Source organism: Zunongwangia sp., assembly GCF_048269745.1.
GTDB lineage: Bacteria > Bacteroidota > Bacteroidia > Flavobacteriales > Flavobacteriaceae > Zunongwangia.
This window is the reverse complement of the sequence record NZ_JBLXIB010000008.1, coordinates 119,118-142,174: the sequence shown is the minus strand read 5'-3', so window position 1 is coordinate 142,174 and position 23,057 is coordinate 119,118. Positions and strand designations below refer to the sequence as shown.

General features: G+C 32.7%; 16 protein-coding genes. 12 read left to right on the top strand and 4 right to left on the bottom strand.

The annotated features are described in order from the left end of the window. Window positions 1-2 precede the first annotated feature (2 nt). The 6 genes from ACN0WI_RS10990 to ACN0WI_RS10965 all read left to right on the top strand — a co-directional run bounded on the left by ACN0WI_RS10990 (window position 3) and on the right by ACN0WI_RS10965 (window position 9,578). Window positions 3-1,046: a cytochrome d ubiquinol oxidase subunit II gene (locus ACN0WI_RS10990; protein WP_417886862.1), complete on the top strand. Its 1,044-nt coding sequence runs from the start codon at window positions 3-5 to the stop codon at window positions 1,044-1,046. Between the two features lie 275 nt (window positions 1,047-1,321). Continuing rightward, window positions 1,322-4,666, top strand: a complete 3,345-nt coding sequence (locus tag ACN0WI_RS10985) for a SusC/RagA family TonB-linked outer membrane protein (RefSeq protein WP_417886861.1) — start codon at window positions 1,322-1,324, stop codon at window positions 4,664-4,666. A gap of 10 nt (window positions 4,667-4,676) precedes the next feature. Then, window positions 4,677-6,152: a RagB/SusD family nutrient uptake outer membrane protein gene (locus ACN0WI_RS10980; protein WP_417886860.1), complete on the top strand. Its 1,476-nt coding sequence runs from the start codon at window positions 4,677-4,679 to the stop codon at window positions 6,150-6,152. An 8-nt stretch (window positions 6,153-6,160) separates the two neighbouring features. Next, complete coding sequence (locus ACN0WI_RS10975; protein ID WP_417886859.1) at window positions 6,161-7,018, top strand: zinc-binding metallopeptidase; 858 nt, start codon at window positions 6,161-6,163, stop codon at window positions 7,016-7,018. A gap of 11 nt (window positions 7,019-7,029) precedes the next feature. Next, window positions 7,030-8,370: a DUF4302 domain-containing protein gene (locus ACN0WI_RS10970; RefSeq protein ID WP_417886858.1), complete on the top strand. Its 1,341-nt coding sequence runs from the start codon at window positions 7,030-7,032 to the stop codon at window positions 8,368-8,370. 152 nt (window positions 8,371-8,522) lie between these two features. Further along, window positions 8,523-9,578 (top strand): family 43 glycosylhydrolase, encoded by a 1,056-nt coding sequence (locus ACN0WI_RS10965; protein ID WP_417886856.1) that lies wholly within the window; start codon window positions 8,523-8,525, stop codon window positions 9,576-9,578. A 53-nt stretch (window positions 9,579-9,631) separates the two neighbouring features. On the opposite strand, the gene ACN0WI_RS10960 is transcribed toward ACN0WI_RS10965, so the two are convergent. Both ACN0WI_RS10960 and ACN0WI_RS10955 read right to left on the bottom strand, forming a co-directional pair. Further along, complete coding sequence (locus ACN0WI_RS10960; protein ID WP_417886854.1) at window positions 9,632-9,826, bottom strand: helix-turn-helix transcriptional regulator; 195 nt, start codon at window positions 9,824-9,826, stop codon at window positions 9,632-9,634. Beyond that, window positions 9,823-10,236 carry a hypothetical protein gene (locus ACN0WI_RS10955; RefSeq protein ID WP_417886853.1) on the bottom strand — a complete coding sequence of 138 codons (414 nt, stop codon included), beginning with the start codon at window positions 10,234-10,236 and terminating at the stop codon, window positions 9,823-9,825. Before ACN0WI_RS10955 ends, ACN0WI_RS10960 begins: the two co-directional genes overlap by 4 nt. 173 nt (window positions 10,237-10,409) lie before the next feature. Here ACN0WI_RS10955 and ACN0WI_RS10950 point away from each other — a divergent pair, with 173 nt between their 5' ends. Genes ACN0WI_RS10950 through ACN0WI_RS10940 form a run of 3 tightly spaced genes read left to right on the top strand, consistent with a single transcriptional unit; the run spans window position 10,410 to window position 15,464 of the window. After that, window positions 10,410-11,441 carry an MBL fold metallo-hydrolase gene (locus ACN0WI_RS10950; RefSeq protein ID WP_417886851.1) on the top strand — a complete coding sequence of 344 codons (1,032 nt, stop codon included), beginning with the start codon at window positions 10,410-10,412 and terminating at the stop codon, window positions 11,439-11,441. Window positions 11,442-11,480: 39 nt separating this feature from the next. Continuing rightward, complete coding sequence (locus ACN0WI_RS10945; RefSeq protein ID WP_417886850.1) at window positions 11,481-14,885, top strand: VIT domain-containing protein; 3,405 nt, start codon at window positions 11,481-11,483, stop codon at window positions 14,883-14,885. 3 nt (window positions 14,886-14,888) lie between these two features. Continuing rightward, window positions 14,889-15,464: a hypothetical protein gene (locus ACN0WI_RS10940; RefSeq protein WP_417886849.1), complete on the top strand. Its 576-nt coding sequence runs from the start codon at window positions 14,889-14,891 to the stop codon at window positions 15,462-15,464. Between the two features lie 4 nt (window positions 15,465-15,468). On the opposite strand, the gene ACN0WI_RS10935 is transcribed toward ACN0WI_RS10940, so the two are convergent. Both ACN0WI_RS10935 and ACN0WI_RS10930 read right to left on the bottom strand, forming a co-directional pair. Then, the gene (locus tag ACN0WI_RS10935) at window positions 15,469-17,031 is read right to left on the bottom strand and encodes a M1 family metallopeptidase (RefSeq protein ID WP_417886848.1); all 1,563 of its coding nucleotides are present in this window, start codon (window positions 17,029-17,031) and stop codon (window positions 15,469-15,471) included. Between the two features lie 106 nt (window positions 17,032-17,137). Continuing rightward, window positions 17,138-18,130: an aldo/keto reductase gene (locus ACN0WI_RS10930; protein ID WP_417886846.1), complete on the bottom strand. Its 993-nt coding sequence runs from the start codon at window positions 18,128-18,130 to the stop codon at window positions 17,138-17,140. 213 nt (window positions 18,131-18,343) lie between these two features. Here ACN0WI_RS10930 and ACN0WI_RS10925 point away from each other — a divergent pair, with 213 nt between their 5' ends. From ACN0WI_RS10925 to ACN0WI_RS10915, 3 genes are all read left to right on the top strand, one after another. Next, window positions 18,344-19,264 carry a sterol desaturase family protein gene (locus ACN0WI_RS10925; RefSeq protein WP_417886845.1) on the top strand — a complete coding sequence of 307 codons (921 nt, stop codon included), beginning with the start codon at window positions 18,344-18,346 and terminating at the stop codon, window positions 19,262-19,264. After that, window positions 19,245-20,579, top strand: coding sequence for an MBL fold metallo-hydrolase (locus tag ACN0WI_RS10920; protein WP_417886843.1), 1,335 nt, complete (start codon window positions 19,245-19,247; stop codon window positions 20,577-20,579). The genes ACN0WI_RS10925 and ACN0WI_RS10920 overlap by 20 nt, the downstream gene beginning before the upstream one ends. A 186-nt stretch (window positions 20,580-20,765) precedes the next feature. Further along, on the top strand, window positions 20,766-23,012 hold the full coding sequence (locus tag ACN0WI_RS10915) for a TonB-dependent receptor (protein WP_417886842.1): 2,247 nt from the start codon (window positions 20,766-20,768) through the stop codon (window positions 23,010-23,012). The last annotated feature ends 45 nt before the right edge of the window (window positions 23,013-23,057 follow it).

Here is a 23,057-nt window from a genome sequence, read left to right as displayed (position 1 = left end):
TTATGTTATATGTAGTTCTTTTTTTCCTATTGTTTGCGTTGCTATTATATGTATTATTAGGAGGAGCCGATTTTGGAGCAGGTATTGTAGAGTTGTTTTCTTCGAAAGAAAACAAAAAAGTAAACCGCGATACTATTTACAGAGTGATGGGGCCGATTTGGGAAGCAAATCATATTTGGCTAATTATTCTACTAGTTATCTTATGGGTAGGTTTTCCGATTTATTTTAATATCATGACGGTATATTTACATATCCCATTAACATTGGTATTATTAGGAATAACAATGAGAGGAGTTTCCTTTGTATTTCGGCATTATGATGCTTATCATGACAATTCTCAGCTTATTTATAACGGACTTTTTCGAATATCTAGCTTTTTAACACCTGTTTTTCTGGGGATGTGTTTTGCTGCATTGGTAGGAGGGAAGTTAATAATTACATCAAATTATGAGAATTATAGTTTTTACGAATTGTATGTTGCTCCATGGTTCAATGTATTTTCAATATTAATGGGATTATTTTATGCAGCACTATGTGGTTTTTTAGCTTCAACCTTGCTTATAGGTGAAAGCGATGGGAATACTCGAAAAATGTACATTAGTAAATCTAAAACTTTTACGGTTGTATTAGTAGTTTTGGGTTTTATATTGATTAGTTATGGATTTTTAAATAATATTGATTTTATACGAGATTTTGTAAGCAATCCTATATCGGTAACTTGCGTGATTATTTCAGCTATATTGTTAATTCCATTATGGAAATATATACGTTCTGGGCGTAGAATTTTAAGTAGATATTTTGCAGGAATACAAGTGGTCTTAATAATGTTTGCAGCCTTAATAGCTCACTTTCCTAATGTAATAATAACATCAAATAAAGATGTGAATTTATTAGCAGATATAGCTCCCAATAGCGTTATTACAGTTTTAGGTGTTTCTTTAATTATAGGAGGAACAGTTATACTTCCTGGTCTATTTCATTTAATGAAGTCTTTTAAAATGATTAAGATCCTTGATAAGGAAGAGCAGGTATTTAAAAAGGAATAAACAGGTAATTTTTAAAATTAATAAAAAAGCCAATTATATGAAATTAACTATGTAATTGGCTTTTTTTATTGATGTATAATTGTTGAAAGTGTTAAATGTTTAATTTTAACATATATCGTGTGCTTTTTAATTATCTAAAAATGAGATTGTTATTTTATTCCTAACAGTTAATCCTGTGTAGAGTGTTTTTTTCTTTTTGATGTTAGATTTATCTTAACTACTTTGGTTTTATTGTTAAAAAACTAAAATTTTTGTCAAACCCTTAAAAAAATCTAATGAATAGGAAAAAACTACTCCATTCTATTTCAATTTTGCTTTTTATGCTGGGCTTTAGTATGACAGCTCAACAACGAAAAATTACTGGAAAAATAGAGGCGACCGATGGCTTACCTGTAGCATCGGCAAATGTAACCGTTAAAAGTAATCCCAGTATTGGAACATATACTGATTTTGATGGTAATTTTACGTTAACTGTACCTGTTGGTGAAACTTTAGTAGTATCAGCAGTAGGTATGATTACTAAAGAGATTTCAATTAGTTCGAGTAAAACAAACTATGTAATAACTTTGGAGAACGATGTTTCTCAATTAGACGAAGTTGTTTTTACAGGTTTCGAAACTGTTGAACAACGTTTATTTACAGGTGCCAATTCTACAATTGATGCTGAAGAATTAAACGTAGAAGGAATGCTAGATGTTTCTAGAATGTTAGAAGGAAAAGCAGCCGGTATCAATGTACAAAATGTATCTGGTACTTTTGGTGCAGCACCTAAAATAACGATACGTGGTGCTTCTTCAATTTTTGGAGATACAAAGCCTTTGTTTGTTATAGATGGTGTTGTTCAAGAGGACATTATTAATCTTAGTTTTGACGAACTAACTTCTGGAGATGCAACTACGCTTATAGGATCTTCAATAGCCGGATTAAATGCAAACGACATTCAGAATATAGAAATTTTAAAAGATGCTTCTGCAACAGCATTATACGGGGCACGTGCTTTAAACGGAGTGGTGGTAATAACTACAAAATCTGGGCGAAAAGAAACTCCAGCTACAATTAATTATTCGGTAAATTTATCCGTTCGTACAAAGCCGCAATATTCTCAGTATGATATTTTAGATTCTCAGGAAACTATGAGTATCTTAAAAGAATTAGAGGCGAAAGGATTTTTAAATCCAGCTGATGTAGTACAATCTTCTGAAGGTGGTGTGTATTACAGAATGTACGATCGTATTAATACTTTTGATGCAGAAACCGGAAATTTTCTTCTAGAAAACACTCCTGAGGCTCGTAATCAATTTTTACAGCAATACGAAATGGCCAATACCGATTGGTTTGATGTATTATTTAAACAATCGTTAACACAAAATCATTCTTTAAGTTTTACAGGAGGAGGAAAATCAAATGCATACTATGCATCAATAAGTTTTTTTAATGATCCTGGTTTAACTGTAGCCGATGATGTAAAAAGACTTACAGCGTCATTTAAAAATACATTTTATTTAAATGATAAATTAAACATTACACTTTCTTCAAAAGTATCTAATAGAGAGCAAGAAGCACCAGGAACATATTCTCAGAATACCGATGTAGTCCGTGGAGAAGTTTCTAGAGATTTTGATATTAATCCATTTAGTTACGCACTTACTACTAATAGAACAGTTCGTCCTTATGACGAAAATGGTAATCTAGAATATACTTGGAAAAATTATGCAGATTTTAATATTTTAAACGAGTTAAATAATAATTATATCGATTTAAACGTGTTAGATTATCTATTTCAGGTAGGTGCAAATTATGATTTTGCCAAAAACTTGTCGTACAATTTAACAGCTTCCGGGAGGTATGTAAAAAGTACAAACGAGCATAATGTAACAGAAAATGCAAATGCTGCTAATGCATATCGCTCTATGGAAACCACTATTATTAGAGATAATAATCCTTTCTTATATTCTGATCCGGAAGATCCAACAGCAGCACCTATTTCGGTATTACCCTATGGTGGAATTTACACCAGAAGAGAGAATTATCTAGAGAATTATTATTTAAGAAATACGGTAACTTATAATAATAAATTTGATAATATCCATGATTTGTATGTATTAGTAGGCCAAGATTTACGATTTGTAGACCGAGAAGAAACTTTTTTTGAAGGTTATGGTATTCAATACGATAAAGGTTATGTTCCTAATACTGATCCTAATTTTTTTGATAAATATATTGGAGAAGGCGGTAAGTATTTTGGAAAAACAATAGAGAAAGAAAGAACGGTAAGCTTCTTTGCAAAAGCAACATATGCTTTTGATAATAAATATGTTTTCTCTGCTACTGGTAGATACGATGGCTCTAACAGACAAGGAATATCTACTAGTTCTAGATGGTTGCCTACATGGTCAGTTTCAGGAAAATGGAATATAACTAATGAAAAATTTATGAATAATGTGGATTTTATTAGTAATCTACAATTCAGACCATCTTATGGTTTAACAGCAACATCAGGTCCTGCTACAAATTCACTAGGTATATTTACTAGTGATATAATTTTTAGAAGATTAGTTTCGCAACGTGAGAATGTTTTAAATATAGAAGACTTACAAAATAAAGATCTTACTTGGGAGAAACAATATGAAACAAATTTAGGTTTAGATATAGGTTTATTCAATAATCGTATTCAAATTAGTAGTGATTATTATATTCGTAAAGGTTTCGATTTAATTGATTTTGTAAAAACATCAGGTATAGGAGGGCAATTTCTAAAGCAAATTAATAATGCGGATATGACTACCGAAGGTTTTGAAATTTCTATAAATACAAAAAACATTCAAACAGAAGATTTTAGTTGGACTTCAACCTTAAATTTTTCTACGTTTTCACAAGAAATAACAAAATTAGAAGCTGTTCCTCAGGTTATAGATATAGTGGATGTTACTGGAGGAAATGTTTTAGGATATCCGAGAAATTCACTCTTTTCTTATAATTTTCAAGGTTTAGATGATCGTGGTTTACCAACTTTTATACTTCCCGAAGGAGAAAATCCGGTTACAGGTGCTTATTTTCAAGACAATGTAGATATAACGGATTATTTAGTATATGAGGGGAATGTAGAACCTAATAATGCAGCCGGATTTTCGAATACGTTTAATTATAAAAATTGGCGTTTAAATTTCTTTGTTTCAGCATCATGGGGTAATAAAGTTCGATTAAATCCATCATATAGTGATGAATATTCAGATAGTGATGTATTTACCAAAGAATATAAAAATAGGTGGTTGCTACCAGGTGATGAAAATGTAACTAATATACCTGTAATTTCAGATAGTAGATTTAGTCAAATTTCAAATTTAGATATAGCTTATAACGCCTACAATTACTCTACTGCAAGAGTAGCTGATGGCGGGTTTGTGCGGATGAAAAATGTTTCGCTGGCTTACACATTCGACAAGGCACTTGCAAAAAGTATCGGTTTGAGTAATATGTCTTTAAAGTTATTGGCTACTAATCCATTTCTAATTTATTCTGATGATAAATTAAATGGACAAGACCCTGAGTTTTTTATATCAGGAGGTGTTTCATATCCAATTATGAAACAATACACGCTATCATTTAATCTAAGTTTATAAAAGAGAAAAGATGAAAATAAAATATATACTATTAGCCATAATTTTTACTGGAATACTATCTTCCTGTGAAGATTATTTATCTGAAGTTCCTGATAATAGGACACAAATAGATAATAAAGAAAAAGTGCAAGAGTTATTGGTGGGTGCCTATCCGGATAATTATTATGCACCCTTTTTAGAAACAATGTCTGATAATTTTGCTGATAAAGGAAATATATCAGCTACTTCAAATGAATATTTAAGTGCCTATTCTTGGGAACCAATTACTACTGAAGATAGTGATACTCCTATAAGTTATTGGAATTCTTGCTATAAAGCAATTGCACAAGCAAACCAGGCTTTAGCTTCAATTGAAGAGTTAGAAGGAAAATATGATTTAGAGGCGGAAAAGGCAGAAGCATTATTGACAAGAGCATACAATCACTTTATGCTAGTTAATATTTGGGCAAAACATTATGATCCTGCTACTGCTGATTCAGATTTAGGAGTGCCCTATGTATTAGAGCCGGAAACAGATGCTATAAAAGAGTATAGCAGAAATACGGTTCAAGAAGTTTACGATTTTATTCAACAAGATATCGAAGAAGCTTTACCGTTGATAGAAAATAACTTTAATCAGCCTACTTTTCATTTTACTCCAGAAGCGGCTAAGGCATTTGCTGTACGTTTTTATGCTTTTAAAGGAGATTGGGAAAATGTAGTTTCTTATTCTACAGATATTCTGACGAATCCCTCGAATAAAATCAAAGATTGGGAGTATTATTACGATAACTTGCAAACAAGTGAGATTAGAGTTGAAGTAATGAGTCCTCAAGAAGAATCAAATTTATTATTAGTAGTACCTTATTCTAATTGGTTTGAAGATATTGCATTCCAACGTTTTGGTTTATCGGTAAATTTATTAAATGAATTATTTCAATCTGCAAATCCAGTAGGAAAAGGTTGGGCTTATTCTATAGCTTGGTATGGGACTTCAGTAACCTATAAAGTTAATAAATTTGATTATATATTTGAATATACTGATATTACAGCAGATATAGGTTACAGGCGTACCTCAGTAGCTCTATTAACTTATGATGAAGTGCTCTTAGCTAGAGCTGAAGCAAATGCGATGTTGGGGAATTATGAATCATCTGTAGCCGATATTAATATTTTCTTATCTAAAAAAACATTTGGATATAATCCTCAAACTGATGAGTTGCTAACTGATGATATTTTAAACTATTACCAGGTTACTTCAGAATACCAACCTTATTATGAATTGAATGAAGATAAAGCAGCTTTTGTAAAATTTATAGCCGAATTACGGAGAAGAGAATTTTGGGGAGAAGGCTTACGTTGGTTTGATATTAAGCGCTTTCATCTACCCGTTGTACATGAATTTGCAAATCAGCCTACGGATACATTAAAAACAAATGATTTAAGAAGAGAATTACAAATTCCGCCTACAGCAACAGCTTTTGGTATAGAAGATAATCCACGTTAAAAAAAATTATGAAAAATTATATTTTAAAAATAGCAGCTATATTTCTTGTTACCGGAATAATTTCTTGTTCAGATGATGATGAAATTAAAGGAGATAGTATTTTAGATACCGAAACTCCAGAGCTTACACCTCTAGATAATTACATACGAGATAATTTTGTATATCCTTACAATATAGAGGTTGTTTACCGTTGGGAAGAATCTGAATTCGACTTAGATCGTTATTTATACCCACCAGAATTAGAAAAAGTAAGACCTTCCTTAGAAATTATAAAATCAATATGGTTAGATAGTTATACAGAAGTAGGAGGTGAGAATTTTATTAAAAATATTGCACCTCGTCAATTAGCTTTATCTGGAGGCTTCAATATTAATCCGGAAGGAACTATAACTTTAGGTCTTGCAGAAGGAGGTAAAAAAATTGTGTTTTTTAATGTTGATTTTTTAGATTCTTCTAATAAAGCTAACGTGCAACAGTTTTTAGGAACAATTCAGCATGAGTATACCCATATCTTAAATCAGACTAAACCTTTCGATGAACAATCATTCGGAAATATAACACCAACAAGCTATACAGCAAACTGGTCCGAAGGAACCGATGCAGAAGCTAATGAATTAGGTTTTGTATCTGCATATGCCCGGTCTCAGGTAACTGAAGATTTTGCAGAAATGGTTCATTTTTTCTTGAATTACGATAATGATGGCTGGAATAACTTTATAGATAGTATCTCTAACGCGCAAGCTCGATCAGCAATTCGAGCTAAAGAAACGATTATGGCTGATTATTTTGATCAATCCTTTGATATTGATGTTTATGAATTACAGAAAGTAGTGGCAAGGAATACAGAGGAAATTGTTAACCAATAAAAGCGAAACTTATGAATACTATAAATAAATTAAAAACCATAAACTATAAGTTCGCAATATTAGTATTACTAATATCTAGTGTATTTTCTTGTAGTGATGATAATGACCCGGAAGATTTATTTGAAGCTTCAGCGACAGAGCGTGTAGAAGCTCAAAAAATAGAACTAAATCAGCTTTTGCAAAGTGCAGAAAATGGGTGGAAAGTAACTTATTTTACTGATGATCCTGAATACACCAATGTGTCGCAACAAATTGGAGGATATACCTTTATTTTCGATTTCACCGATGATCAAAATGTAACTATGGCTTCCGATTTTTCTTCAGAAACAATAGTACCAAAAGTTAGCGAATTCGAATTGAAATTAGGTTCTACTGTAAAGCTATCTTTTGTTACAAAGAATTATATTCACTTATTATCAGATGGTTATAATTCTCCTACAAATAACTTATCAGGTAAAGGGTACAAGGGTGATTTTGAATTCTTGTATTACGGAAAAGAAGGGGAAGATCTTATTTTTAGATCAAATAGAGATCAAATCAAGCTTCGTTTTGAAAGAGCTTCTTCCGAAGATTGGGACAATCTATCAGCTGCATTAGATAAAGCTAAAGAATTTCAATTAGCAAAAAGTTTTCAACTAGAGGTTCCTGGTAAAGAAGGGAAAGTGACCTATAATTTGGTTTATAATGCATCCACTCGATTCCTTACTAATCTAGATGATAGTGATGTCTCTTTTGGAGTAGCCTTTAATTCTGATGGATTAATTGTAAAAAAACCAATTATGATTGGTGATGAGGAGATAACTGATTTTACTTATGACGAAGTTAATAATCAATATACAGCAAGCACAAATGCAGGAACAGTAAGAATTATTGTCGGAGATCCTATTCAAGTAATAGATGTATTAAGCAATTATTATTTTACTAGTTTAGCCGTTTCTGGATCGCCTCTAACTCAATCTTCAAATGAATTTATACAAATTTATAATGAAGTAAATAGTTTATTGATGGATAATTACGGACTTTCTTTATATGGATTTTTTGTTGCACCGAAATATGGCTTCGTTGAATATGTTTTATCAGATTCAAACGAAGATGCTACATATGTGGATAGGTTAATAAGTGGAACTTATTATAATAATGAAGAATCTTACTTTATTATAGGTGATGGTGGTTGGTCTAATCCTGCCTACGAACCTTTATTAGGAGAAATACTAAAACCGATAGATGATATATTATTCGATGAACAAGGTCTTCAGGTAGATATAACAGGGAATTTATATGAAGGTAATCCTATTTATTTCCTCAACAGTCGTTCCAACGAAAATATTTCAATAGGAACTTACGGGCAATAAAATATTTTCTAATTTTATAAAACAAAAAGGAGCATTTTAAATGCTCCTTTTTTTATCTTATTTTCTAAATAACTTTAAGTTTAAAATTCGCACTTATATTTTATTTTTGTTAATATGTTAGATATTAGACATCAAATTTATAATCATTTCAAATGACGACAAAATTCTATCGCTTAAAACACATTTTATTTTATGTAATGTCGATCGTAATTTTCAGTTGCAATACAGCTGAAAGTAACGATCGAGAAAAAGCTAATGCTGAAGAGCCATCTAAAGAAATCACTTATCATAATCCCATCGTAGCTCAGCGTGCCGATCCCTGGGTTTTTAAAGATGAAGATGGAACCTATTATTTTATTGCTACAGCTCCGGAATACGATCGCATAGAAATGCGCCAGTCGAAAACAATAAATGGTCTTGGAACAGCAGAACCTAAAGTGATCTGGAAGAAGCATGAATCCGGAAAAATGGGAGCTCATATTTGGGCCCCTGAGCTACATAAAATCGATGGAAAATGGTATATCTATTTTGCGGCAGGAGAAGTAGAAGATGTTTGGAAAATTAGAATGTTCGTACTGTCTAATGATGCTGAAGATCCAATGACGGGCGAATGGAAAGAAGAAGGACAAATGGAAACCAGTAGAGATTCTTTTTCTTTAGATGCTACAACTTTTGAACATAATGGCGAACACTATTATGCATGGGCGCAATCGGTTAGAGAGGAGGGGGGAACTTCAATTTTACTTTCTAAAATGGAATCTCCCACTAAGCTTAAAGGAGAAGAAATTGAAATTACCAATCCAGAATATGACTGGGAACGCATTGGCTATTTTGTAAATGAAGGCCCGGCAGTGATTAAAAGAAATGGTAAAATTTTTATGACCTATTCAGCTAGTGCTACAGATGCTAATTATGCAATGGGATTATTATGGGCAGATGAGGATGCCGATCTTATGAATCCGGAATCTTGGCATAAATCTGAAAAACCGGTTTTTGCTACAAGTGCTGAACTAAGAAGATTTGGCCCTGGCCATAGTTCTTTTACAGTGGCCGAGGATGGCAAAACCGATGTTTTAATTTATCATGCTCGTGTTTACGAAAAAATACGTGGTAATTCTCTTTACGATTTTAACCGTCATACAAGAGCAAGAACATTTACCTGGGATGATAAAGGTTTTCCAGATTTTGGTCAGGACATTGCCGATTAACCTGTAGCAATATCTTATCAATAAAAAAGCGCCGACTGGCGCTTTTTTTGTTATTACTCTTCATCGTAAAAAATGTCTTCAATTTTCAAATTAAATAATCTGGCGATCTTAAATGCCAGCGGTAAACTGGGATCAAATTTGCCTTTTTCGATAGCGTTTATCGTTTGTCTTGAAACTTCAACACGATTGGCCAATTCTGCCTGAGTGATGTTTTTTTCAGCTCGTAATACTTTAATCCTATTTTTCATTTGTAACGAGCATTTCCTATTAGCATTGCAATTAAATAGGTGATTCCCATAATGAGAACCAAATGTGAAATTTCTGCATTAAAAGTAATTAGATTAGTTATATCCAACATAGAATAACTAATTCCTAAAACTAACGTAATACCCAAAGTTATAGCCATAGCATCCATAGTTATTTTACGTTGTAAAGGATCCTGGCTAATTAATTGTTTACGATTAATCAAAATCATGCCTACCCCTACAAATGTGTTCACAATGATCATCACTATTGTGATGGTTTTATTCTCATTCCAGATAAATTTTGGGCCAAAGGCAACAAATGCTAAGGTAAAAACCCATAAAAACGTCCATATTGCCAAATCTTTAGTGTTCTTTTTTAGTTCGCCCTGCCAGTTATTTTGTTTTGCATCCATAAGTAAAATGTATTTAACTAAAAGTAAAGTTTATTTTATAAATATAGGGTGGTTTTATAAAATGTCAAGTTTTGTTTACATTTTTATTTTTCATAAATAATTAATAAGCCAATTGATCGTTAATAGATACCTTTATAGGTCAACATTCAAAAGTGTTGTTATATTCAACAATTATGATTAAACAATTTGGAAAAGCACCATCTGGAAAGCGATTAGAAAGAATTAAGCAGGCTGATAACTATAGAAACGATAGCTTTCAGAACATAGAAGAAACCTCGGTTAATCCCAATAATGTATCGATGTTTAAGATGATGAAAGATATGCGTAATCGGCCAAAATCTGTAAATCCTTCAAAAAAAGTTCCTTCTGTAAAAACCAATCTTAATACTATAGAAGCTGAAGAACCTGCTTTTGTTTGGTTTGGACATTCTTCTTATTTGCTAAAAATAAATGAGTATACAATATTGGTAGATCCTGTGTTCAGCGGAAATGCTTCGCCGGTTTCTTTTTTCGGAAAAGCTTACGATGGCGCTAATGAATATGGTGTAGACGATATGCCTGAAGTTGATGTTTTGCTTCTTACGCATGATCATTACGATCATTTAGATTACCCAACTATTTCCAAATTAAAAACTAAAGTAAAAAGTGTGGTTTGTTCATTAGGTGTTGGCGCCCATTTAGAATATTGGGGATATTCCACGAAAATGTTAACCGAATTAAACTGGTGGGAATCTGTAGAAATTATGAATGATTTTAAAATTACCGCAACACCATCAAGACATTTTTCGGGACGTTTGTTTAAACGAGGAAACACGCTTTGGTCCTCTTTTGTTTTGGAAGTTTTTGATTACAAATTATACTTGGGTGGCGACTCTGGTTATAGTCCTCAATTTAAGGAGATCGGTGATACATTTGGACCATTTGATCTGGCAATTTTAGAATGTGGACAATACGGGGAAGACTGGCCACAGATTCATAAATTTCCAGAACAGGTAGTTATTGCAGCCAATGATCTAAAAGCCAAAAAAGTAATTCCGGTTCACTGGGCAAAATTTACATTAGCGATGCATCCCTGGAACGAACCTATAAAACGTTTTACTAAAGCTGCTGATGAAGAAGGACTTTCTTATGTGAGTCCGAAGATTGGTGAGTTATATCAACTCAATCAGGAATTTAAGCAGGAAGTTTGGTGGGATTTTGAATAAATTCCTTTAAATTCATAAGGTATTTCATACTTCTTACCTATGAAAAAATTTATAGTATTTTGTTTCCTGATGTATCAGGCAAGCATGGTGTTGTTTTCTCAAAACTCACCGGAAATTAAAGTGGGCAATAAAAAACTGGATCTTGCAAAGTTAAACGTAGATGTGAAAATTGCCGGAAACCTGGTCACCACAACATTCGAATTATTTTTTTATAATCCTAATGATGAACAACTGGAAGGCGAATTGAGTTTTCCTTTAGGTGAAGGAAGAGAGGTAAGTCGTTTTGCGTTGGATATTAACGGAAAGCTTAGAGAGGCCGTAATTGTAGAAAAGGAAAAAGCTCGTGTGGCTTTTGAAAGTACGGTAAGAAGACGTATTGATCCTGCATTGCTGGAAAAAACTCAGGGGAATAATTATAAGGCACGAATTTTCCCAATTGAACCGAAATCATATAAACGCGTGATTTTGGCTTATGATGAAGAATTAATTCTAAATAAAGACGAATTATTTTATCAATTACCGTTAGAATATGATGTAAAGCTTAAAGAATTCAATTTAAAAATTAGTATTGCTGATGTAGAGGATGTTTCAGATGTAAAAACTAATCTGAAATTCGAGAAATTAGGAAAGAATTTAGTTTCAGAAATCAATAAAGAAAGCTTTAGGTTAGATCAGGATTTTATTTTCAGAATAGCTAAAAAAGATGCCAACCCCACTTTTGTAGCTCAGGATGATTTTTTTTACTGGTATAGTTCGATAGAGGCTAAAGAGCGCATTCGCCAAAAACCTTCAAAAATCAGGATCTTTTGGGATATTTCCTATTCAGAAAAAGATCGGCAATTCCAAAAAGAAACTGATCTTCTAAAACAATATTTTGAGTATTTAAAAGATGTCGAAGTCCAATTGGTAACGTTCGATTTTAAAGTACGCGGTGTAAAATCTTTTAATGTCGAAAATGGTGAATCTAAGTCATTTTTTGAATTTTTAAAAACACAGGCATATGATGGTGGTACAGCTTATAGTCAGTTAAATTTTAATACTGAAGATAGTGACGCCATTTTATTATTTAGTGATGGATTAGACAATTTTGGAGGTTTTAAGCAGGAATTTAATATTCCGATCTTCGCTATAAACAGCAAAACTTCAGCAGATCATCAGGATCTTCAGAAGGTTTCATTACAATCGGGTGGAAATTATATCAATCTTAAAAATTTAGGACTGGAAGAAGCGATTTCAAAATTAAAAAATCAGCCACTATTATTTTTAGGAGCAACTTCAGAAGATAATTCACTTGAAATTTATCCAAAAGAGAAAAAAATACTCAATAATGATTTTACGCTAACAGGCAAAGGTTTTGAAAATACTAAGATTACTTTAAAATTTGGGTTTGGTAATGAAGTGGTGAACAAAATTGAGATTAATCCTGTAAATGCGATAGATGTTAAAGATTGGGGAATCGATAAAAAATGGGCAAACCAAAAAATTGAATTCCTAAATAGCCAAAATAAGGAGTTAAGAGAAGAAATTATCGAAGTAAGTGAAGATTATCAGGTACTTTCAGATTATACATCTTTACTGGTTTTAGATCGTCTTTCAGATTATATTGAATACGAGATCACACCACCAGACGAGATGTTAGAGGAGTATCAGGATGCAATGCGACGAAAGAAATCAAGTTTAGAAAATCACCAAAATAGACTGGAAGCAAAACGTTTATTGATCATAGATGGATATAATGATATTCAAAAATGGTACGGGAAAACACCCAAAATTGATATTTCGAAAGATACTATTTCTCAAAGAACCAACGATCATGTGACCAGCGTAGTAGATTCTGGTGAGGAAACTTCAGAGGATGAACCGAATTCAAATTCAACATCCAATACAAATTCAGGAGAAGATATTCCCGGCGATGAAAATTCAAGTCATTTGGTAAAAGGAAATGTAAAGGCGGCAGGAGACGATCTTGCTTTACCGGGCGTAAATGTTATAATTAAAGGTAGTTCAATTGGTGCTCAAACCGATTTTGATGGAAATTATCAGATTTATGTAGACGATAGCAAAAAATTGATCTTTAATTATATTGGTTTTAAGACTCAGGAAGTAGTTGTTACAGGCGATGTAATTGATGTAGTATTAGAAGAAGATTCTTCAGCTTTAGAAGAAGTTGTGGTAACTTTGAATGATGAAGTTGTTGTGAACGATATAGATGCAAGTGCGTATACTACTTTGCAGGGTAGAACTGCTGGAATACAAGTTAGTGAGGATGATGAAAATGCTAGTAATGTAAGAGGTAGCAGTAGTTTATCTGGTAGAAACCCAATCTACATCGTAAATGGTAAATTGGTTAGCGAAATGCCCAATTTGGATTCTGAGAATATTGATGAATTATATAACATAGATTCAGATGATGCTACAAAACTTTATGGTTCGCGAGCTGTGGGTGGTGTGATAGTGATTAAAACCAAAGATCTTTCAGAAAAAGAAAGCGAGAGGATAGCTGAATTAGAATTGAAAATTGAAAATGAACTGGAATTAAAAAGCTGGAATCCGAATTCAAAATATATACGCCAGCTTAAAAGAACAGATTCTGCGGAAGAGGCTTATCAATTGTATCTCGAATTAAGAGAGGAATATAATAATATGCCGTCTTTCTATATGGATGTAACCGATTACTTTCTGAAACAAAATGAAGCTGAAAAAGCTTTCAGAATTATTTCTAATATTGCTGAAATCGAATTGGATAATTACGAGTTAAGCCGTGCCTTAGCTTATAAACTGGAAGCTGAAGGAAAAACTGAAATGGCGGAGTATATTTATGCAAAAGTTTTAGAATTACGCCCTGAAGATATCCAATCTTATCGTGATCTGGCATTAATTAAAATTGAAAATGGGCATTTTCAGGAAGCTTTAGAATTGCTGTACAAAATTGTAAGCGGAGATTTAGTAGAAAAAGATGAAAATCGACGATTTTCGGGAGTCGAGGATATTTCTTTTGTAGAAATGAATAATTTGATCACATTGCATAGAAACGAACTTGATTTATCGAATATTGATAAAAGATTCATAAGCCCAATGAAAATGGATCTTCGGGTAGTAGTCGATTGGAATCATAATGATACCGATATTGATCTTTGGGTAATCGATCCTAAAAATGAAAAATGCTGGTACAAAAATAAAAAAACAGAAATAGGCGGAATACTTTCTGATGATATGACCGAAGGTTTTGGCCCTGAATCTTATAAATTGAAAGAAGCTATAGCCGGGAAATACGAGATATTTATTGATTATTATAGCGATAATGTTCAGAAAATATCTGGACCAACATTTTTAAAAGTCACAGTTTTTAGAAATTACGGAACTAAAGAACAGCAAAAAATATTAAAAGTTTATAGATTAGAAAATAGTGACGACGAGCTAAAAGTTGGAGAGATAAACTTTTAAGATTTGCTAAAAACAAGACATTTTATTGGGTTATTACTTCTGTTTGTTGGTTTTTTAATCAAGATGTTATTCACCCATTTGATAGATTACTATGCTTTTGTAAAAGGAATAAGTTTGCTTTTGGGAATCATCGTTAGATCTGAAGAAGTAGATAAAAGCTCTTTTAAAAAAGATCCAATTACTTATATTTTAGTGAGTATAATGCAGCTTATTCTAGTGGTCGGGATTACCGGTTTTGCCATTGTTTTAGAGCATTTTGGTGAAGGCGCAAATCATCAATTAGCTAAAATTCTTATTCAAAATTCACATAAGGAAACAATCGCAGTAGTTAGTGAAGAACGACTGATAACCGAGGTTTTTAATACTAATGGCTACGAAGATTTTGCAATTTTTAATTACCAAAATAATTACGGAACTTACGAAGAACAAGGGAAAAAGATTGATCCTTATTTTCGCGAAAAATTATTGAGAAAATCGATTAATTATAATGGAAGAAGAATGATTGTAAGACTCGATGGTCTACAATTTAAAATTCGATATTCTACCCGCTTTCCTTCAATGTTTATTGTGGTAAAATAATATGTTATAAAGCTTCTTCAAATAATAGATTTGTATTTGGATCTAAGTCTATCGAAACCGGTTTTTCTGAAGTTTCAATCTCAAAAGTTTCTTTCTTTTTTATAATTTCAAAATCGATAATTTGAGCATCTTTTGTTGCATAATTTAGCTGAAGTTCTAATGGAAATTCGAAATCATTTTTTTGAAGTTGTTGAACGGTGATTTTTAATTTTCCGTTTTTATAGGAATAGTCCAGTTTTATCTTTGGCTGCCCATATTGTGTTAACCATTGTTTGAAAAACGGGTCTAAATTCATGCCTGAAACTGCTTCGAATTCAATTTTTAAATCTTCTGAAGTTGCATTACTGAATTTATATTTTTGATAGTATTGCTGTATAGCCTTCCAGAAATTTTCATCACCTACTTTTCTGCGTAACATGTGTAAAATCCAGGCTCCCTTTTGATAGGAATTAGGATTAAGCAATTCCATTAAATTAGTACGAGAACTATCGATTACTGCAGTTTTAGTACTCTGACTAAACCCAATTACCTGGCGACGCTCTTGTTGTAATTTTTCGTCTAGTTTTGATTTTCCATATTGATGCTCGGCATATAAATCGGTAAAATAGGTAGCAAAGCCTTCACTTAACCAAAGATGAGACCAGTCATCTTCTGAAGCCGAATCTCCAAACCACTGGTGTGCGATCTCATGTGCCAGTAAAAACTCAGAAGAGCGTTTACCATCAACTGAATTTTCAAAATAAAAGATATTTCCAGCATTTTCCATTCCGCCATAACGTGTTGTGGATTGTACGTTGGCTAATTTTGTAAAAGGGAAAGGTGCTATTTTCTCAGTAAAAAACTGCAAAATATCTTCAGCCTGTGCATAATCGTAAAAACCAGCTTCTTTATTTTCAGGATATACCCATGAAGACAGCGGAATTTCAGCAATCTCGACTAAATGTTGAACGGCAAATTCAGCCACACCAATCACCATCACTTTAGTAGGTAATTCTAGCGGAGATGCATAAACATAAAGAGAATTTTCATCATCGATATTGGTAATTTCCTGAAGTGTTCCTGTAGCCACTACCTGATACTTCGACGGAGCGGTAACGTAAAAAGACACTTTCGCTTTATCTGAAGGATGATCGATTAGAGGGAGCCAAAGGTGCGCACGATTAGGCCAGTTATCACCAAAAAAAGTACGATCTCCGTATTTATTTTCACTAATGATGAGTCCATCTTCAGGAATTCCATGATAAAAAATAGAAATTTCATCTTCGGAAGAGGTGTTGATATTTAATTTTTCCTGCGAATGCTGAAACTTTAATTGTTTTCCATCTTGAAGAATACTATCGATAACCATTCCTTTGCCGTTTTCTTCAGCAGCAAAATCAAGTTCTAAAACATCTGCATCTTCATTGTATTGAAAATCGATAATTGCATTTCCTTTAATCACATCGTTTTTATCATTTAGTTTAAGATGAAATTCATACTCCAGAATATCTACTTTTGGGTTTTGCGCCAATAATAAGGCAGGAGCAAGAAAATTCAGTAAACAGAAAAGAGAAAAGTTACGTTTCATACTATCGATTTTAGAAAGCTAAAATTAAGGCTTTCAATTCAGCTAGAAAATAAAAAAAGTCGCTTCCGTTAAAAAAAGCGACTTTTTCAGCATAAAACTTAAAAGATTAGAAGTTTGGAGTTTCGCAACGCTCGTCAATTAATCCTTCATTTTTAAGCTCAACCCAAAATTCGCTAGGGATATTTACATCAAAAGATTTCTCATTCTCTATTGGCTGATAAGGTTTACTTGCACCCACTAAAACAGTATCTACAACTTTTGGTGCATAAGAAAATTGTATAGCAGCTTTGGCAAGATCTACATCATATTTTTCGGCTACTTTTATTATTTTTTTATAACGTGAATCTACATCTTCAGGCATTTCTCCTGCATAGTTGTAACGCTCTTGGCCGCTTAATAAACCGGCATTAAAAGGAGCAGCAACGATTAATCCAACATCGCTTTCTTCAACTTTTGGAAATAAGCGATCTAGAGAATCTTTATGATCAATCATCGAATATTGTATAGCAGAAACAAATAAATCTGGATCGGCATAATCAATCGTTCTTATAATAGGTTCTACGGTATTCACACCAAGTCCCCAACCTTTAATAAGGCCTTCTTCGCGCATTTTGGTAAGCTCTGGCATCGCTCCTTTTTTGGCAATTTCAAAATGTTCTTCCCAGTTACCAAGATCGGCATTGTTATCTGGCGAAAGATCGTGTATAAAAGCATAATCGATACTTTCTACCCCAAGGCGTTGCAAACTATCTTCTATAGATCGTCTAACACCTTCTGCTGTATAATCATAACGATAATCGAACGGAGAAGGATCTACCCATTGTGTTTCGGGAATATTGTTGGTTGGTGTAAAAAGGCGGCCTACTTTGGTTGATAAGATGTAATCTTCTCGTTTTTTATTCTTTAAAAAATGACCCATTCGGCGTTCACTTAATCCCAAACCATACCAGGGAGAAGTATCGTATTGTCTGGTGCCTGCTTTCCATGCTGCTTCTAAAGTTTCATGAGCTTCCTGATCGTTTACTTTTTCGAAACCGGTACCTATAGCTACACCGCCAAAAGCGATTTTCTCTAGTTTTAAATTTTTCTTAGTATTCATCTTTTTCTTTTTCTGAATTTTAATGTGAAAATAAGAAACTATTTGCTCCTTCTTTTAGAGTTTAACTCCTTATAACATTTAGATTTCAACTTAAAGGTTTGCGATTGTTAATGCATATTTAGGATATTTGAAAGTTTTAAAGAAGTTGACTGTAACAAAAGTTACTGGTCTTGCTTTAACTTTTAATTACTTTTGTATTGGAATAAATTAAAAATGGATAAATACCTAAAAATAATTCAGGATTCATTTACCGGATATTTTAATTATCTGGTACAGGAGATTACCAATCCATCCTGGACTAATTATTTTTACTGGCTTATTGCCATTTCGTTATTTGTATGGATTTTAGAAATTGTAGTACCCTGGCGTAAAAATCAGGCTATTTTTAGAAAAGGGTTTTGGCTGGATAGCTTCTATATTCTCTTTAATTTTTTTTTATTTTCATTAGTTGGATATAATGCAATATCAAATATTGGAGTAGCGCTTTTTAATGATTTTCTAGGACTTTTTGGAATTAAAAATATAGTAGCAATTAATATTCAAGATTTGCCTATTTGGACACAATTGCTAATAATGTTTATTATTGCAGATTTTATTCAGTGGAATGTTCATCGACAATTGCATAAAAAGTCGTGGCTTTGGGAATTTCATAAAGTGCACCATAGTGTTAAAGAAATGGGGTTTGCTGCACAATTTAGGTTTCATTTTATGGAAACTATTATTTATAAGTCGGCTCAATATATTCCATTAGCAATGATAGGATTTGGAATTAAAGAATTTTTTATAGTCCATATGTTTAGTGTATTAGTTGGTCATTTAAACCATGCGAATGTAGGATGGAATTATGGAGTTTTAGGCTATATTTTCAATAATCCTAAAATGCATATTTGGCACCATTCTAAAAAGTTGCCCGATGCATTTCCTTACGGAATGAATTTCGGTTTAAGTTTAAGTATTTGGGATTATTTATTTAAAACAGCATATATACCAAAAAGCGGAAAAAATATAGAATTAGGTTTTGAAGGGGATGAAATTTTTCCTCGAAAATTTAAGGATCAGATGGTTTTTCCGTTTAAAAATCAACATAAAGAATTAAAAAATAAAAGAATTAAAAATGATCATAGAACAGTTTAATGATGAGGCTTTAGCGCATTACTCGTATGCGATAATTAGTGAAGGAGAAATGGCATTGGTCGATCCGTCACGAAATCCTATCCAATATTATAAATTAGCAGAGAAGCATAATGCAAAAATTGTAGCTGTATTCGAAACGCATCCACATGCTGATTTTGTAAGTAGTCATTTACAAATTCATGAAGAGACTGCTGCAACCATTTATGTAAGTAAAATGGTAGGAGCTGAATATGAGCACCAAGGTTTTGATGAAGGCGTAAGTCTTCAGGTTGGTACAGTTACTTTTACATCTTTGAATACACCTGGACATAGCCCAGATAGTATAACAATTGTAGCAAAAGAGGGCGATAAAACAGCGCTTTTTACAGGAGATACTTTATTTATAGGAAATGTTGGTCGACCTGATCTTAGAGAAAATGCAGGAAATATGCGTGCTAAAAGGCTAGAACTAGCTAAAGATATGTATGCAACCATGAAAACTAAATTTACAGATTTGCCAGACAATACTTTAGTGTATCCGGCACATGGTGCAGGTTCGCTATGCGGTAAGAATATGAGTACGGATTCTTCAAGCACATTAGGTAATGAACGAATGAGCAATTGGGCGTTTAAAGAACAAACCGAAGAAGAATTTGTAGAAGAAATTTTAAAAGATCAGCCTTTTATTCCTTCTTATTTTGGGTTTGATGTTGATATAAATAAAGATGGTGCGCTACATATTCAAAAAGCAAAATATGAAGTACCTGTATTTTTAAATGTTGATGAGATTGAAGAATCTATAAGTATTGTTGATACACGAAGCGGTGATGATTTTAAGAAATCTCATTTAGTGGGAAGTATCAATATTATGGCGACTTCGCCAAAACAGAAGTTTGAAACTTGGTTAGGAGCAATTATTAAGCCGGAAGAACCTTATTATTTAGTTGTCTCTTCTGTAGAAGATATCGATCCACTTTTGGAACGTGTTGCTAAAATTGGTTATGAAAAACAGCTAAAATCAATTATTACAGTTGCTGAAAATTTAGAGGGAAATATGCCGTTTTTAGATGTAACTGCTTTCAAAAAAAATACTTCAGATTTTACGATTGTAGATATTCGAAATGCATCTGAGGTAGCTGAGGGTAAATTTTTTGAGCATGCAATTGCTATTCCTTTAAATGAACTAAGAGATCGTGTAACAGAGATTCCAACTGATAAATCAATCGTGGTTCACTGTGCTGGTGGATATCGTTCTGCTGCAGGTAGCAGTATTATAGCAAAACTATTGGATAAAGTTGAGGTTTTTGATTTAAGTGATGCTATAAAAGATTTTTAAATAGAAATTAGCTATTTATAGTAAAATATAGTTAGCTATACTTTAAAAGTAAGCTAAAAAAGCCCTGAATTTTCATTGAAATTCAGGGCTTTTTTCAATTGAGCGATATTATTTTACAGTTCGGTAGTCTTTTTTAGAAAATAAGCTATTGCTGAAGCATTTTTGAATTCTAAATCAGTATAAAAAATGAAATTCAGCTTTACCTATTTAATCGATAATCAAGGTCTATATCTTTCAAATCCTGGATCGAAATCAAGAATTATTTCCATAAGAAATTCTTTTGCGGCTAATTTTCGTAGATTTTCATTGGGAGTATTTATAATGCTATGTTCATTAGTACAGGCTCAACAAAACGTTTCGGGAAGTATTTTAGATAAAAACAAAAAGCCAATCTCAGGCGCTAATGTATATATAAAAGGTAGCTACGATGGTGAAATTTCAGATTCCCAAGGTAATTTTAGTTTTAACACCTTAAAAACCGGAACACAAACCTTAGTAATTTCTTTCCTTTCTTTTGAAACAAAAGAAATTACAGCACCAATTACTGATTTTCAGAAATTAGAAATTATACTTTCAGAAAAATTTGATGCTTTAGATGCCGTAGTGCTAAATGCTGGAAATTTTGAAGCCGGAACAACCAGTAAAGTATCAGTACTTAAACCTTTAGATATTTTAACTACTGCAGGTAGTGTTGGCAATATAATTACTGCTTTAGAAACATTACCAGGAACGCAAAATGTAGGCGAAAGTGGCCGTTTATTTGTTCGAGGTGGGGAGGCTTCAGAGACTCAAACCTATGTAGACGGATTACGAGTAGCACAACCCTATAGTGCTTCGGTTCAGAATTTGCCATCTAGAGGTCGATTTTCGCCATATTTATTTAAAGGAATGTCTTTTTCTACAGGTGGGTATAGCGCAGAATACGGAAATGCACTTTCAAGTGTTTTATTGATGAATACTAAAAATGATGCTGAAGAAGACAATACCGAAATTAGTGTAATGACGGTAGGCTTGGGATTAGGAAAAACTAAAAATTGGGAAAAAAGCTCGTTGCAGGTTAATGCAAATTATACAAATTTGGAGCCTTACCAATCTATTGTAAATCAAAATATAAACTATGAAAAACCTTACCAATCTTTAGCAGGTGAAGCAGTTTATAAAAACCAGTTTCAAAATGGGCTTTTTAAATTATATACCGCTTACGATCATGCTAAGGTTACCGTTACGCAACCTACACCAGATTCGCTTCGTACAGTAGGTTTAACTAATAGTAACTTTTACCTGAATGCTTCTTATCAGGGCTCTTTAGGTAATAAATGGCATCTATTTTCAGGGGTAAGCTTAGGAACTAGCCGTAATGATATTGATTTAGCCACAGAATCGGTTAATGATAATGAAAATAGTATACACCTAAAATCGAAAATCAGTAAACGGTTTACCGATTTTATAAAATTGAATACGGGAGTGGAATATTTTCTGACCGATTTTCAGGAAGATTATACAAATTTGACGGATAATTTTACACCTAAGTATCAATCGCAATTATTTTCTGCTTTCTCAGAAATTGATATCTATTTCAGTCCTCGATTTGCTACTAAAATTGGAGTACGGGCTACTCATGATAAATTATTAAATAATTCTTTTGTAAGCCCTCGAATTTCTTCAGCCTATAAATTAACTGATAATCAGCAATTATCAGTTGCTTTTGGAGATATTAAACAACAGCCGAACCAAGAATATCTAAAATTTGATAAGAATTTATTTCAACAAAAAGCTACACACTACATTCTTAATTATCAATATGCTAATAAACAACAAGTATTACGGCTAGAGGGATATTATAAAAAATATAAAGATTTACTGACATTTAGCGGGGATGAGCTTGAGTATACGTCAGCTTTTACAAACTCTGGTTCGGGCTATGCAAAAGGACTCGATCTTTTTTGGCGAGATGAGCATTTTAAAAATTTAGAATATTGGGTTTCCTATTCATATATTGATACGCAACGAAAATTCAGAAATTATCCGCAAAAAGTAACTCCTAATTTTGTAGCTAAGCATAACGCTTCATTAGTTACCAAGTATTGGATAGAAGCTATCCGTAGCCAGATTGGTTTTACCTATAATTTTAATTCTGGTAGGCCATACAATAATCCAAATTCAACTCAATTTATGGCGGCTAAAACCAAAAAATATCATACTCTAAATTTTAATTTGGCCTATTTACTCAGTAAACAACAAATTTTATATTTCTCGGTATCTAACGTTCTAAATACGGATAATATTTATGGTTACGACTATTCCAATACACGTTCTAATAATGGATCTTATAATGCTGTAGCCGTAAGGCCAAGTGCCAATCGATTTTTCTTTGTAGGCTTTTTCTGGACGCTAAGTAACAATAAAAACCGAAATCAATTAGACCAACTATAAACAACTCAACAGTAAAATTTGACAGTTCGGTAAGCTAAAATTTTA